The sequence below is a fragment of the Pseudonocardia humida genome, from assembly GCF_023898865.1.
Classification (GTDB): domain Bacteria; phylum Actinomycetota; class Actinomycetes; order Mycobacteriales; family Pseudonocardiaceae; genus Pseudonocardia; species Pseudonocardia humida.
The window spans coordinates 1-12,594 of sequence record NZ_JAGSOV010000012.1 but is presented as its reverse complement, the minus strand read 5'-3'; the positions used below and the strand labels follow the sequence as shown (position 1 = coordinate 12,594).

The following is a 12,594-nucleotide window of genomic DNA, read 5'->3' as shown; positions in this document are numbered from 1 at the left end:
GGCAGTGGCTGACGACCCCGGGGCGCCCACGATGGAGCTCAGCGTGGACGTCGACGTCCCCCGGGACGTCGCGTGGGGCCTTCTGGACCCCCCGCCGCCGGGACGGCGGAGCGGGTGTCGTGGTCAGCGGGCCCGCGACCAGCCGGCGAGCGCGTGGGAGCGGGTCAGCAGGGCCGCGCCCGTCCAGAGCACGGCCAGCACCCCGGCCCCGGTGACGAAGGCCAGCGGCGCGGTCGGCGGCAGCGCGGCCCACAGCGACTGCAGCAGCGCGCAGCCCGCCCCGACCGCCGCCACCAGCACCGCGCCCGGGACCGGTCGCAGCAGGTCGGGCAGCCGGACCAGGAACGCGGCGTCGACCGCCAGCGCCACCCCCACCAGCACGAACGGCACCGCGGACGGCGGGAAGCCGCCACCGACCATGGCCAGCCAGGCCACGCACCGGTAGGCCACGTACAGCCCGGCGACCGCCGTGGCCGCCCACCGCCGCCCGATCATCACCCGGGCCAGCACCAGGACGATGCCGGCCGCGGCGACCAGCCAGATCGGGTACACCCAGTCCGGCACGGGCAGCGCGAAGTGCAGGACGGCGGCCCGGTCGACCGGGCGCCCGATCTGGTCGGCGGCGAACTGCAGCAGGATGGGCTCGGCGTCGGGCGCCCCGCGGTCCCACGCGGCCACCGACAGCACCCCGTACTCCTGCTGCCCGGCCGGGAACCACACCGTCTCCAGGGCGAACGCCCACAGCAGCACCAGGCCGGGCACGCGCGACCCGCCGTGGCCGTAGAGCCACCAGCCGCGCAGCACGCCGGTCAGCATGATCGCCGTGCCCAGGTAGAGCATGGCGTGCGAGGGGCTCCACGCGGTGATGTCCAGGCCGTTGACCGCGTGGTTGACCAGGTCGACGGGGACGGCGAGCAGGAAGACGGCGATGCCGGCCTGCATGAGCCGCAGGGTGGGGCGGTCGACGCCGTAGCCGGTCCAGGTGTGGAAGGCGACCAGCAGGACGACCATCGCGGTGCCCACCGAGTTCAGCAGGTGCGGCGGGGCCAGGTCGTCGCGCAGCCAGCGGAAGTGCCAGGACACGTCCCAGGTGGAGCCGAGCAGCTTGAGCGCCAGCGCGGCGACCCACGACAGGTACACCGCGCGCAGCAGGTCCGGCGGCAGCTCCCGCGGCGCGCTCCCGCGCGTGACCCACGTCTGCCACAGGTCCCGCGCGCGTTCCGACATCGTCCCAGCCACGGCGGTCATCATCGCGCTGCCCCGCGCCGGCGCGTAAGGGACCTGCGGCCCCACTCGTCCGGACGGGGACGGCGCTGCGCCGGACGGGCGGACCCGCCTGCGTCCGCCCCGTCAGACGGCTATCGGGGCGTAGCGGGCGCCGGTCAGCCGGACGAGGTCGGCCGGGGCGAGCTCGACCTCCAGGCCCCGCCGACCGGCGCTGCAGAACACCGTCGGCAGGTCCCGCGCGGTGGCGTCGAGCACCGTGGGCAGCCGCTTCTTCTGCCCGAGCGGGGAGATCCCGCCGGCGACGTAGCCGGTGGCGCGCTGGGCGGCGTCGACCTCGGCCATGCGCGCCTTGCGCCCGCCCAGCGCGGCGGCCAGCGCCTTGAGGTCGAGGCTGGTCGACACCGGGACGACGCCGACGGCCAGGCTCCCGTCCACCTCGACGACCAGCGTCTTGAACACCCGCGCCGGGTCGAGCCCGAGCAGCTCCGCGGCCTCCGGCCCGTACGCGGCCCCGCTGCCGTGGGTGTAGCTGTGCAGCGTGTGCGCGACCCCCTGCTTGGTCAGCAGCGCCGTCGCCGGGGTTCCCTTGCCTGCCACGGGGCGAGGTTAGTTGCCCGGGGAATCACCCCGGCCGGGGAGGCGTTGGGCAGGACGTGATGCACGCGGTGATGGAACATCCGCGAACGACGGATGATCGGCGACCGGCAGGACGGACGGCCCCGGGGCGCGTACGCTCGGCCCGTCATCCGGTTGCCGCAGCGGTGGTGACCACCACCGAGGTCGGGCCACGCGTGGCCCGGCGCGAGAGGAGCGCGGTGCCCGGCACCGAGCAGGCCGCCGACGCGGGACCGACCGAGCCCACCCGTACCGACCCCGAGCTCGCCGTGCGCAACGGCTCCGAGTCGGGCGGTGCGGATGTCGTCGATGGTGTCGAGACCGCCGCCGTCGAGGAGGACCAGCAGGCCAGAGCGGCGCGCTTCGAGCGCGACGCCATGCCGCTGATCGACCAGCTGTACGGCGCGGCGCTGCGGATGACCCGCAACCCCGCCGACGCCGAGGACCTGGTCCAGGAGACGTTCCTCAAGGCGTACGCGGCCTTCGGCACGTTCAAGGCCGGGACGAACCTCAAGGCGTGGCTCTACCGGATCCTGACCAACACCTACATCAACGGTTACCGCAAGCGGCAGCGCCAGCCCCAGCAGTCGCCCACCGAGGAGATCACCGACTGGCAGATCGCCCAGGCCGGCGAGCACACCTCGCGCGGGCTGCCCTCGGCGGAGGTGGAGGCGCTCGACCGGCTCCCCGACAACGACGTGAAGGCGGCCCTGCAGCGGCTCCCCGACGACTTCCGGATGGCCGTGTACCTGGCCGACGTCGAGGGTTTCGCCTACAAGGAGATCGCCGACATCATGGGCACGCCGATCGGCACGGTGATGTCGAGGTTGCACCGCGGCCGGCGGCAGCTGCGCGACATGCTGACCGACACCGCGCGCGAGCGCGGGTTCCTGCGTGGGCAGGAGGTTTCCCGATGAGCGAGCTTGCGAGCGAATCAATGACACAGCGCCTGCGCGAAGCGCCGACCGAGCTCTGCGAGGTCGTGCGATGAGTTGCGGCGACCACCACGACACCGACTGCTCCGAGGTGCTGGCCGAGGTGTGGCTGTTCCTCGACAACGAGTGCGACGAGCGGCGCCGGGCGCTGCTGGCCCAGCACCTCGACGAGTGCTCGCCGTGCCTGTCGCAGTACGGCCTCGACGAGAAGCTCAAGAAGCTGCTGGCCACCAAGTGCGGCGGCGAGCACGCGCCGGACGGGCTCAAGGCCCGGCTGCGGGAGAAGCTGCGCGGCGCGGTGCTGGACCAGGCCACGCTGTCGGTGGAGTCGGTCACCGTCGAGTCCGACGGCAGCACGACCACCGTCGAGGTGCGGTCCTCGACGACGCGCGTCGAGCGGTACTGACCGACCTCCCGCACGACCCCTGAGTTCAGGAAAGCCACGATGCCGCCCCCTGAGGGCGGCATCGTGGCTTTCCTGAACCTGGGCGACGGCGTCACGGCCGCGCGGAGATCAGGTGTTGGGCTTCTTGCCGTGGTTGGCGCCCTTCTTGTTGCGGTCGCGACGCTTGCGTGCACGCTTGGACATGATTTCCCTCCCTCGGGCGGTCGTCGTCTGGTCGGCACGATCCTCCCACGTGGTTGACTTGGCCCGGCACGGACCGGGAGGCAACCACAGGTGTCCACGCTCAGCGAGCTGCTGGCCGACCACTCACGTCTGACGGGCGAGGCCGTCGAGCACCTGCAGCGGGTGGTCGCCGAGTGGCAGTTGCTGGCCGACATGTCCTTCGCCGACTTCCTGCTGTGGGTGCCACTGGCGGTCGACGGCGCCGACGCGACCGCCGGGGCGGCGGAGTTCCTGTGCGTCGCCCAGGCGCGCCCCACGACCGCTCCCACGGCCCACGCCGAGGACATGGTGGCCGCGCGCGTCACGGTCGCGGAGAACCCGCAGCTGCGCCGGGCGGTCGTGGAGGGCCGCATCTGCCGCGAGGAGGACCCGCGCTGGCACCTGGAGGTGCCGATCCGCTCGGAGACCATCCCCGTGCGCCACGGCGGCCGGGTCGTCGCGGTGCTCTCGCGCGACACGAACCTGGCGATGCCGCGGGTGCCCAGCCCGCTGGAGATCGCCTACCTGGGCTGCGCGTCCGACCTGTGCCAGATGATCGCCGACGGCACGTTCCCGCCGCGAGCGGCGGCCGTGGGCACCAACACCAGCCCGCGCGCGGGCGACGGGCTCATCCGGCTCGACGTGCACGGCCTGGTCGCCTACGCCAGCCCCAACGCGCTCTCGGCCTACCACCGGATGGGCCACGCCAGCGACCTGGTCGGGCTGTCGCTGGCCCGGGCCACCCGCGAGCTCACCCAGGACCCGTTCGACGCCGCCGAGGTGGCCGCCCGGATCGACGCCGCGCTGGAGGGCCGCCAGTCGCTGCGGATGGAGGTGCACGCGCGCGGAGCGGTGATGCTGGTGCGCGCGATGCCGTTGCGCCCGCGCGGCGACGCGGCGGGCGCGCTCGTGCTCGTGCGCGACGTCACCGACCTGCGCCGCCGCGACATGGCCCTGCTCAGCAAGGACGCCACCATCCGGGAGATCCACCACCGGGTGAAGAACAACCTGCAGACCGTCGCCGCGCTGCTGCGCCTGCAGGCCCGCCGCACGGCGATCCCGGAGGCCCGGCGGGCGCTGGCCGAGAGCATGCGCCGGGTCAACTCCATCGCGCTGGTGCACGAGGCGCTGTCGGTGTCGGTGGCCGAGCGCGTCGACCTCGACGAGCTGGTCGACAAGGTCCTGCCGGCCATCGGCGACGGCGCCAGCGCCGAGTTCCGCGCCAAGGTGCGCCGGGAGGGCACGTTCGGCACGCTGCCCGCCGCGCTGGCCACCCCGCTCGTCCTGGTGCTCACCGAGCTGGTGCACAACGCGCTGGCGCACGCGTTCGGGCCGGGGCGGGCCGGTGAGGTGGTCGTGTCGGCGCAGCGCTCGGCGGGCCACCTCGACGTCATCGTCGCCGACGACGGCCACGGCCTGCCCGCCGGTTTCGACCTGGCCACCTCCGACGGGCTGGGCCTGCAGATCGTGCGCACCCTGCTGGACTCCGAGCTGGGCTCGCAGCTGCAGGTGCGCCCGCGCCCCGGCGGCGGCACCGAGGCCGTCATCGGCCTCTCCCTCCGCGGCCGCTGACCGGTCGCCAACCCCGCCCTCTCGACGCCCTGGGCGTCAGGAAAGCCACCATCAGGACGTCTCACGTCCTGATGGTGGCTTTCCTGACATCGGGGCCGGCTGTACGACGAGCGCCGGAGGGGCCCGTACGACCGCTCGGCGGCGGGGGCGGTGAGGTGCCGGTGAGATCGCGGCGGGGGCGCTGCGCACCTGCGCGGATGCGCGACCGGTCGGCGCTGCGGGGGCGTCGTCGGGCGGACGTGACGGCGTGGGGCTTGAAAATCGAGGCCGTTGATCGGGCCCGATCGGGCGGGGGCTAACCTGAGCGCCGTGGCCGTGGCCCAGGTCGCAGAAGTACGGGGCCCGGCCCCTCCTCCGGAGCTGCTGCTCCGCGCGCCCGGCGGAACGACCGCGGGCCCGAGGCCGGGTGGTGTCCGGCTTCGGGCCCGCGGTGGGGGAGTGTTCAGTTCTACTGCACTACTGCTGGTGCTGCAGGCCTGCGAGTCAGGCGGTGCGGGCGCGCGTGCGCGCGTTGCGCCGCTTCAGAGCCCGCCGCTCGTCCTCGCTCATCCCGCCCCAGACGCCGGCGTCCTGGCCACTGTCGAGCGCCCAGGTGAGGCACTCGCTGACCACGGGGCAGCGTCGGCAGACGGTCTTGGCCTCAGCGATCTGCAGCAGCGCAGGACCGCTCGTCCCGACCGGGAAGAACAGCTCGGGGTCCTCGTCGCGGCAGATAGCGCGGTGACGCCAATCCATGGTCTCTCTGCTCCTCGTACTTGCGCGATCGGGGTCGCGCCGATCGTCTGTCACGGTGTTTCCGCGCTTGTGAAGGATTTCACGAGCACGCTCGATCTTCAAGGGTTCGGGCCGATCGCGGTGAGCTCCCTCACCTGCTCTTCGCAACGACTGCCCGGGGCGGTTGGTTACGACTTCGCATCCGCCTCGTGCTGTCCCGCGTAGAGCGACCGACCTTGAACCGCCGACCGGAGCGGGTTACCCCGGCTCCGGCAGACCATGCGAGAGGGTTCTCGCGATCACTCGCTTGTCCGGGCTCCACCATGGGCTACTGTTTGCCCAGGTGCGAGCCCTTATCGGCTCGACGGTCCGCAAGCAGCGGTGAATGGACGCCCCAGGTCACCCACGCGAGTGACCGGCTCCGGTCGGCGCGACGAACTGCGGGTATCACACGACGACGCGTAGCGCGTCGCGGACCGCCCGGAACCGCACCTCGCGGTGCCGCCCCAGCAGATCGCCGTCCACCTGCAGCGCGACGGGCTCCGCGCAGCGGACCGTCACTGAGGCAACGGCGTCCTGGCGCAGGACATTCCGCCCGCGCGGATCGCCGCCGGGCGCCAGCATGCGCCGCAGCGTGGAGGCGATCGTCCCGGCCCCCAGATCGCGCATGCCGAACAGGCCCAGCCCGGAGCGCACGGAGGTGCCCGGGTTGGTGCGCACGGCCCTGGAGCCGAGGTAGGTCCACGTGTGGGTGGTGGTGACGAACGCCAGCCGGACGTCCGGCACCGGCGCCGCCCCGGGGATCTCCACGGTCATCGAGCGCGGCCGGCGGCGCTGGTCGACGTAGTGCTTGACGGCGGTGCCCGCGTAGCGCAGCGGCGTGGCCTCCAGGCCGGCGGCGCGGGCCTCCTCGACGGCCGCGACCACCTCGGCGTCCCAGCCCAGGCCCGCGTTGAACGTGAACCAGCGCCCGCCCGCCTCGCCGGCGGGCCGCGGCCGGGGCGAGGGCGCCGGGTCGACCCGGCCCAGGCCCACCACGACGTCCCGCTGGGCCCGCAGCGCGTCCAGGATGGTCGCGGTGGCCTCGACGGGGTCGCGGGGGCCGCCCAGGGCCCGGGCGAAGACGTTGGCCGACCCACCGGGCACCACGGCCACGGCCGGACGGCCCCACGGGCTCGCGTGCTCGGCGCCGGCGGCGTCCATCATCCCGTTGACGACCTCGTTGACCGTGCCGTCGCCGCCGTGCACCACGACGACGTCGAAACCGTCGACGGTCGCCTCGGCGGCGGCCCGTGCGGCGTGCCCCCGGCAGGTGGTCTCCAGCACGTCCAGCTTGAGCTCGCTGCCCAGCGCCTGGGTGATGACGTCACGCCCACCGGGTGTCGTGGTCGTGGCATTCGGGTTGACGACGAGCAGCGCGCGCACGTCGGCACCCTAACGGGGGGCCCTATCCTCGCTTCCGTGAGTACGCGCCAGTCAGCGCCGCCGTGGCAGATCCGTGCCGCCGGGGTCACCGTGGGTGCCGAAGGGCTGCTCGGGATCGGCTTCGCCGTCGCGCTGGCGATCCGCTCGTCCAGCTCGCCCGCGGGCGTCGGCGCGGTGCTCGGGGAGGCCGGCTACTTCGCGCTCATCGGCGCCGCGCTGGTGTTCGTCGGGTTCGGTCTGCTGACCGGGCGGCACTGGGCGCGCACCCCGGCGATCGTCACCCAGCTGCTGCTGCTCCCGGTCGTCTACTCGCTGATCGGGCCGTCCCGGCAGCTGCTGCTGGGGATCGTGACCGGCGTCGTGGTGGCGGCGACCTTCATGCTGCTGATCAGCGAGCGGTCGCGGGAGTGGTCGATGGGGCTCGACCAGCCGCTCGACAGCGGCCGCGACCCGACGCAGGACGACCCCTCTGGCTGAACGGTTCACCTCGCCCGCTCCAGCACCTCCCGCAGGACCGCCAGCCCGGCGTCGACCTGCACCTGCGCGCCGGCCGGGTCGAGGAACCGGCCGCGCCGCCCGCCCGACGCGGCGAACTCCTGGGTGACCATGAGCAGGCGGACCCGGCGGGCGACGATCCCGCAGCCGTGCGCCGTCACCGGCTCGGCGCGGGCCCCGGCGTAGAGGGCGGGGGCCTCGCGCACGAGCCCGTTGAGGAAGCGCGGGGCGTCGGCCAGTGCCGGGTGGGCCCGGATGCGCGCAGCGGCGGCGGCGCCGTCGGCGGCGCGGCCCGCCAGCCGGTGCAGCCGCGCCTCCAGGGCGTGCAGGCCCAGCGCGGCGGCCCAGACGGCCATGTCCGGGCGTCCGGCCCGGCCCAGGGGCGGCGGCTCGGTGATCACCGCCGTGACCGCGAGCGCGACCCGCAGGGCCTCGTCGCCGCGGTCGAGGGCCCACAGGCAGGTGGCCAGGTCGCCGGTGCGCGCCACCGGCTCGGCGCGGGTGAGCGACCAGCCCTCGACGACCGCCGCCGCGAACGCGACGAGGAACCGGTTGCCCTCCCCGGCCGGGAGCGCGGCGGGCGGCGGTGCGGCGGAACTCATCCGGCGCTCATCCGGCGGCGCGCAGCGCGAGCTCGGCCGCCCGCCGCATCGCGTCGCGGACGGCGTCCGGCGGGTCGCCGCGGCGCAGCGCGGCCACCGCGGTGGTGGCGACCGCGCCCAGCAGCGCCCCGACGAGCGCGGCGGCGTCGACGTCGTCGACGAGGTCGGGGTGGGCCTCGCGCAGCGCGTCGGCGAGGCGGGTCTGCGCGGCGAAGCCCACCTGCAGCAGGCGGGCTTGCACGGCCGGGTTGTCGACGACGAGCCGGGCCCGCAGGCCGGCCGGGCCGGCGCGCAGGTCGCCCCGCCAGGCGTCGCTGATCATCGCCTCGGCCGCCGCGGCGAGCGCCGCCGCGGGCGACGCCGCGCCGGCCACGGCCGCGACGCCGCTGTCGACCCGCCCGTCGGCGTCGGCCAGCAGCACGTCCTCCTTGGTGGGGAAGTGCAGGAAGAAGGTGCGCGTGCTGACGTCGGCGGCCTCGGCGATGTCGGCGACGGTCGTGCGCTCGTAGCCGCGCTCGGTGAACAGCCGCACCGCCGCGTCCACCAGCGCCTGCCGGGTGAGCTGCTTCTTGCGCTCCCGGCGTCCCGGACCCTCGACCACGGTCCGACCCTACTGCACTCGCTATATTGCTACAGTAACTGTAGTAATGCATCGAATGTAGTGAGGAGTCGGCGGTGGCGACAGGCGGGCGGACGGTCCTGGTGACCGGGGCGGGGCGCGGGATCGGCCGCGCCGAGGCGCTGCACCTCGCGGCGGCGGGTATGAACGTGGTGGTCAACGACCCCGGCGTGCAGACCGACGGGTCCGGCGGCGACGCCCGCGTGGCCGCCGCGGTGGTCGAGGAGATCCGGGCCGCGGGCGGCGCGGCCGTCGCCGACACCGGCAGCGTCGCCGACTGGGCCGACGCCCGGGCGATGGTCGAGCGCGCCGTCGACGCCTTCGGCGACCTGCACGCGGTGGTCAACAACGCCGCCATCGAGGCCAACCGGGGCGTCGAGCGGCTCACCGAGGCCGAGTTCGACGACGTCGTGGCGGTGAAGCTGAAGGGCACAGCCGCCGTCACCCACTGGGCCGCCGCCCACTGGCGCGACCGGCACGCCGCAGGCGACCGCACCGACCGCGCCGTCGTCAACACGGCGTCCGGGTCGGGCCTGCTCAACCCGCTGCCCGGCCAGTCGAACTACGCCGCGGCCAACGCCGGCGTCGCCGCGATGACCATCGTGCACGCGCTCGAGCTGGGCAGGCGCGGCGTGCGGGTGAACTGCGTGAGCCCGTCGATGGTCCGCACCCGGCTCACCCGCGCCGTGCCCGGCGTCGACGGTGATCCCGCGGCCGTGGCCCCGCTGGTCGCCTACCTGGTCGGCGACGGCTGCCCGCTGACCGGGCAGGTGCTGTCGGTGCGCGGCACCACGGTCACCGTGAACCACGGGTGGGCGGCGGGCGCGCGGATCGCCACCGCGGACCGGTGGACGGAACCGGAGCTGGCCACGGCCCTGCCGGACCTCCCGATGCCCGACCCGTTCGCCGCGCTCGCGAGCGCGCTCGGCGGGGCGCTCGGGGAGGCGGGTCGGGCGCGGCTGGAGGCGATGATCGCGGCCGGTCTCGACGCGTAGGAACGGCCACCGCCACGGTCGTGGCGACGACGCTGCGACTCGACCCGGGTAGCGCCTACGGCGACGTTGCGGCCAACGCGGAGAGGGCGTCGCCGGCCAGGCGGTGCACCGTCCACTCGTCCATGGGCACCGCGCCGATGCGCCGGTAGAAGCCCAGCGCGGGCTCGTTCCAGTCGAGCACCGACCACTCCAGCCGCGCGTAGCCCCGCTCGACGCACTCGCGGGCCAGCCGGGCCAGCAGCAGCCGGCCGAACCCGTGCCCCCGGTGCTCCGGGCGCACGAACAGGTCCTCCAGGTAGATGCCGTGCACACCGCGCCAGGTGGAGAAGTTCAGGAACCACAGCGCGAACCCGACGACCTCGCCGTCGAGCTCGGCGACGAACCCGAACAGCGCGGGGGCCGGCCCGAACAGGGCCGCCCGCAACTGCTCCTCCGTGAGTGCGCACTCGTCGGCGGCGTGCTCGTAGACGGCCAGCTCGTGCACCAGCTTCACGACCGCGGGCACGTCCTCGGGGCGGACGTCGCGAACGCTCATGCCACCACCTCGCCGAACGGCGCCCCCACAAGCCCGGTCACAGGAAGACCCCCAGGTTGACGTGGTCGAGGCGGGGGACCCCGCGCTCGTCGCCGAGCACCGCCCAGCTCGGCGCCTCCATGGCGAACCGCACGCCCGCGGTGGCCGCCAGCCCCACCCAGCGCGCGATCAGCACCCGGCTGAAGTGGCCGTGCCCGACCAGGACGACGTCGCCGTCGGGCAGGGCGGCCCTGGCCTCGTCGAGCACGCCGTCGGCGCGGGCGGCGACCTGCTCGGGCGTCTCGCCGCCGGGCGAGGGGTGCGACCAGACCGTCCAGCCGGGGTCGGTCTCCCGGATCTCCGGGGTGGTGCGGCCCTCGTAGGAGCCGTAGTCCCACTCCCCGAGCCGCTCGTCGAGGCGGTCGGGGACGAACCCGGCCAGCTCGGCGGTGGTCCGGGCGCGCGAGCGCGGGCTGGAGACCACCAGCGCGGGCTTCCCGTCGCCCCGCACCCGCCGGATCAGCTCGCCCGCCGCCTCGGCCAGGCCGCGGCCGCGGTCGGTGAGCGGGATGTCGGTGCGGCCGGTGTGCTTGCCCGACACGGACCACTCGGTCTGCCCGTGCCGCAGCAGGAACACCCTCCCGGAGCTCATCGACCGGACTCTATCGGCGTCCCGTCCCCGTCGCCCGGTTCAGAAGACGATCACGTGGAGGCCGTAGCCGACGATCGCGGCCGCGGCATGTCCCGACGGGTGAGCGATTACGGCGTCCGGGCACTGTCGGGGGTGCTGCGTACAGTGCCGGCCGTGGCACGAGCGGCGCGGTCGAAACCGAAGAAGATCCGTCCCGAGGCGCCCGACGTCCCCCCATCACGCCAGCCCGCGCCCGCGTCCGTCGAGTCCGACACCACCTGGGACGGGCTGCTCGTCGGCCCCGGCGTGGACGTCCCCGACCACGTCGCCGACCTGGCCCTGCAGGAGTGCCGGCTGGAGGGCGTCGACCTGTCCGGGCGCCGCTTCGGCGGGTTGCGCTGCCGCGACACCGAGTTCGTGCACTGCGACCTGTCCGGCGCGGTGCTCGAGGACGCCGGGTTCACCCGGGTCACCTTCACCGACTGCCGGCTCACCGGCGTCGGGCTGGCCGGGGCGTCGCTGACCGACGTGCACATCCGCGACTGCCGGGCGGACATGGCCGACCTGCGCATGGCGCGCGGCAAGTTCCTGCTCGTGGAGGACACCGGCCTGCAGGGCGCCGACTTCTACCGCTTCAGCGGGAGCGGCTGCGGGCTGGTGGGCTGCGACCTGACCGGGGCCAACTTCGCCGACGCCGAACTCGCCGACGTCTACCTGCACCGCTCCACGCTCGACGACGTGCGCGGCGCGTTCTCCCTGCGCGGCTCGCGGATCAGCGCGGACCAGCAGGTCCCGCTGGGCGGGGCGCTGCTGGCCGCGCTGGGCATCCAGGTGACCGACCCCCCGGTCTGAGCCCGGAGGGGCCGATCAGGGGGCGGTGCGGGCCGCGGCGAAGCGGGCCTCGGCGTCGGCCCAGTTCACGACGTTCCACCAGGCCTTGACGTAGTCCGGCTTGACGTTGCGGTACTGCAGGTAGAAGGCGTGCTCCCACATGTCCAGCATGACCAGCGGGACCTGGCCGGCGGGCAGGTTCCCCTGCTGGTCGTAGAGCTGGTGCACGAGCAGGCGGCGCCCGAGCTGGTCCCAGCCCAGGATCGCCCAGCCCGAGCCCTGGATGGTGGTGGCGGCCGCGGTGAAGTGCGCCTGGAAGGCGTCGAACGAGCCGAAGGCGTCGTCGATGGCCGCGGCCAGTTCGCCGGTGGGCTTGTCGCCGCCGTCCGGGGAGAGGTTCTGCCAGAAGATCGAGTGGTTGACGTGGCCGCCCAGGTTGAAGGCGAGGGTCTTCTCGAGTCCGACGATGGAGTCGAAGCCACCGCCGGCGCGGGCCTCGGCGAGCTTGCCCAGGACGCCGTTGAGCGCGGTCACGTAGGTGTTGTGGTGCTTGGAGTGGTGCAGCTCCATGATCTCGCCGGCGATGTGGGGGGCGAGGGCACCGTAGTCGTAGGGCAGGTCGGGCAGGGTGTAGTCGGCCATGGGACCTTCCGTCGCGATCGAGTTGCAAGCTCTCTGCAGGAGCGACCCTAGCGCGACGAGTGGACGGCCGCCGGGGCTCTGAACTACAGTTGCTGCAACCTTCTTGCAGTAGTGGGGGTGGCCGCGCGGGTGATCGTTCTGGCAGCTCGACCCCGGCGCGGTGCGGTCGG

16 protein-coding genes are annotated in these 12,594 nt (G+C 74.2%); 6 read left to right on the top strand and 10 right to left on the bottom strand.

Annotated elements, in window-relative coordinates; translation table 11 throughout:
* Positions 1–123: 123 nt before the first annotated feature.
* Entirely contained in the window at positions 124–1,248 is a 1,125-nt protein-coding gene (locus KDL28_RS06475) for a hypothetical protein (RefSeq protein ID WP_372496901.1), read from the bottom strand.
* Between the two features lie 102 nt (positions 1,249–1,350).
* Positions 1,351–1,824: a Cys-tRNA(Pro) deacylase gene (gene ybaK, locus KDL28_RS06470; protein WP_252436304.1), complete on the bottom strand. Its 474-nt coding sequence runs from the start codon at positions 1,822–1,824 to the stop codon at positions 1,351–1,353.
* Between the two features lie 287 nt (positions 1,825–2,111).
* On the opposite strand from ybaK, the gene KDL28_RS06465 reads away from it, so the two are divergent.
* Complete coding sequence (locus KDL28_RS06465; protein WP_252436335.1) at positions 2,112–2,759, top strand: sigma-70 family RNA polymerase sigma factor; 648 nt, start codon at positions 2,112–2,114, stop codon at positions 2,757–2,759.
* Positions 2,760–2,829: 70 nt separating this feature from the next.
* A complete protein-coding gene (gene rsrA / locus KDL28_RS06460; protein ID WP_252436303.1) occupies positions 2,830–3,183 on the top strand; it encodes a mycothiol system anti-sigma-R factor in 354 nt (117 codons plus the stop codon).
* Positions 3,184–3,291: 108 nt separating this feature from the next.
* On the opposite strand, the gene KDL28_RS42060 is transcribed toward rsrA, so the two are convergent.
* Positions 3,292–3,366: a 50S ribosomal protein bL37 gene (locus KDL28_RS42060; RefSeq protein ID WP_369805044.1), complete on the bottom strand. Its 75-nt coding sequence runs from the start codon at positions 3,364–3,366 to the stop codon at positions 3,292–3,294.
* Between the two features lie 90 nt (positions 3,367–3,456).
* Between KDL28_RS42060 and KDL28_RS06455 the strand changes: the two genes are divergently transcribed.
* Positions 3,457–4,956 (top strand): sensor histidine kinase, encoded by a 1,500-nt coding sequence (locus KDL28_RS06455; protein WP_252436302.1) that lies wholly within the window; start codon positions 3,457–3,459, stop codon positions 4,954–4,956.
* A gap of 483 nt (positions 4,957–5,439) precedes the next feature.
* On the opposite strand, the gene KDL28_RS06450 is transcribed toward KDL28_RS06455, so the two are convergent.
* Positions 5,440–5,691: a WhiB family transcriptional regulator gene (locus tag KDL28_RS06450; protein WP_214404176.1), complete on the bottom strand. Its 252-nt coding sequence runs from the start codon at positions 5,689–5,691 to the stop codon at positions 5,440–5,442.
* Positions 5,692–6,117: 426 nt separating this feature from the next.
* Positions 6,118–7,095 carry a diacylglycerol/lipid kinase family protein gene (locus KDL28_RS06445; RefSeq protein ID WP_252436300.1) on the bottom strand — a complete coding sequence of 326 codons (978 nt, stop codon included), beginning with the start codon at positions 7,093–7,095 and terminating at the stop codon, positions 6,118–6,120.
* A gap of 36 nt (positions 7,096–7,131) precedes the next feature.
* Between KDL28_RS06445 and KDL28_RS06440 the strand changes: the two genes are divergently transcribed.
* Positions 7,132–7,572: a hypothetical protein gene (locus KDL28_RS06440; RefSeq protein WP_252436299.1), complete on the top strand. Its 441-nt coding sequence runs from the start codon at positions 7,132–7,134 to the stop codon at positions 7,570–7,572.
* A 5-nt stretch (positions 7,573–7,577) separates the two neighbouring features.
* Here KDL28_RS06440 and KDL28_RS06435 read toward each other — a convergent pair whose 3' ends face one another.
* The gene (locus tag KDL28_RS06435) at positions 7,578–8,192 is read right to left on the bottom strand and encodes a hypothetical protein (protein ID WP_252436298.1); all 615 of its coding nucleotides are present in this window, start codon (positions 8,190–8,192) and stop codon (positions 7,578–7,580) included.
* 7 nt (positions 8,193–8,199) lie between these two features.
* Complete coding sequence (locus KDL28_RS06430; protein ID WP_252436297.1) at positions 8,200–8,793, bottom strand: TetR/AcrR family transcriptional regulator; 594 nt, start codon at positions 8,791–8,793, stop codon at positions 8,200–8,202.
* A gap of 74 nt (positions 8,794–8,867) precedes the next feature.
* On the opposite strand from KDL28_RS06430, the gene KDL28_RS06425 reads away from it, so the two are divergent.
* Entirely contained in the window at positions 8,868–9,806 is a 939-nt protein-coding gene (locus KDL28_RS06425) for an SDR family NAD(P)-dependent oxidoreductase (protein ID WP_252436296.1), read from the top strand.
* A 55-nt stretch (positions 9,807–9,861) separates the two neighbouring features.
* Here the strand turns inward: KDL28_RS06425 and KDL28_RS06420 are convergent, their stop codons facing one another.
* Together KDL28_RS06420 and KDL28_RS06415 are read right to left on the bottom strand one after the other, a co-directional pair.
* Entirely contained in the window at positions 9,862–10,341 is a 480-nt protein-coding gene (locus KDL28_RS06420) for a GNAT family N-acetyltransferase (protein WP_252436295.1), read from the bottom strand.
* 37 nt (positions 10,342–10,378) lie between these two features.
* Complete coding sequence (locus KDL28_RS06415) at positions 10,379–10,972, bottom strand: acid phosphatase (RefSeq protein WP_252436294.1); 594 nt, start codon at positions 10,970–10,972, stop codon at positions 10,379–10,381.
* Between the two features lie 153 nt (positions 10,973–11,125).
* Here KDL28_RS06415 and KDL28_RS06410 point away from each other — a divergent pair, with 153 nt between their 5' ends.
* Positions 11,126–11,803: a pentapeptide repeat-containing protein gene (locus tag KDL28_RS06410; protein WP_252436293.1), complete on the top strand. Its 678-nt coding sequence runs from the start codon at positions 11,126–11,128 to the stop codon at positions 11,801–11,803.
* 15 nt (positions 11,804–11,818) lie between these two features.
* On the opposite strand, the gene KDL28_RS06405 is transcribed toward KDL28_RS06410, so the two are convergent.
* Entirely contained in the window at positions 11,819–12,424 is a 606-nt protein-coding gene (locus tag KDL28_RS06405; protein WP_252436292.1) for a superoxide dismutase, read from the bottom strand.
* Positions 12,425–12,594: the final 170 nt, after the last annotated feature.

Coding starts and splice junctions, on each gene's coding strand:
- KDL28_RS06420 (WP_252436295.1), bottom strand. CDS start 10,341: ATGAGCGTTCGCGACGTCCGCCCCGAGGACGTGCCCGCGGTCGTGAAG.
- KDL28_RS06415 (WP_252436294.1), bottom strand. CDS start 10,972: ATGAGCTCCGGGAGGGTGTTCCTGCTGCGGCACGGGCAGACCGAGTGG.
- KDL28_RS06450 (WP_214404176.1), bottom strand. CDS start 5,691: ATGGATTGGCGTCACCGCGCTATCTGCCGCGACGAGGACCCCGAGCTG.
- KDL28_RS06475 (WP_372496901.1), bottom strand. CDS start 1,248: ATGACCGCCGTGGCTGGGACGATGTCGGAACGCGCGCGGGACCTGTGG.
- KDL28_RS06405 (WP_252436292.1), bottom strand. CDS start 12,424: ATGGCCGACTACACCCTGCCCGACCTGCCCTACGACTACGGTGCCCTC.
- rsrA (WP_252436303.1), top strand. CDS start 2,830: ATGAGTTGCGGCGACCACCACGACACCGACTGCTCCGAGGTGCTGGCC.
- KDL28_RS06435 (WP_252436298.1), bottom strand. CDS start 8,192: ATGAGTTCCGCCGCACCGCCGCCCGCCGCGCTCCCGGCCGGGGAGGGC.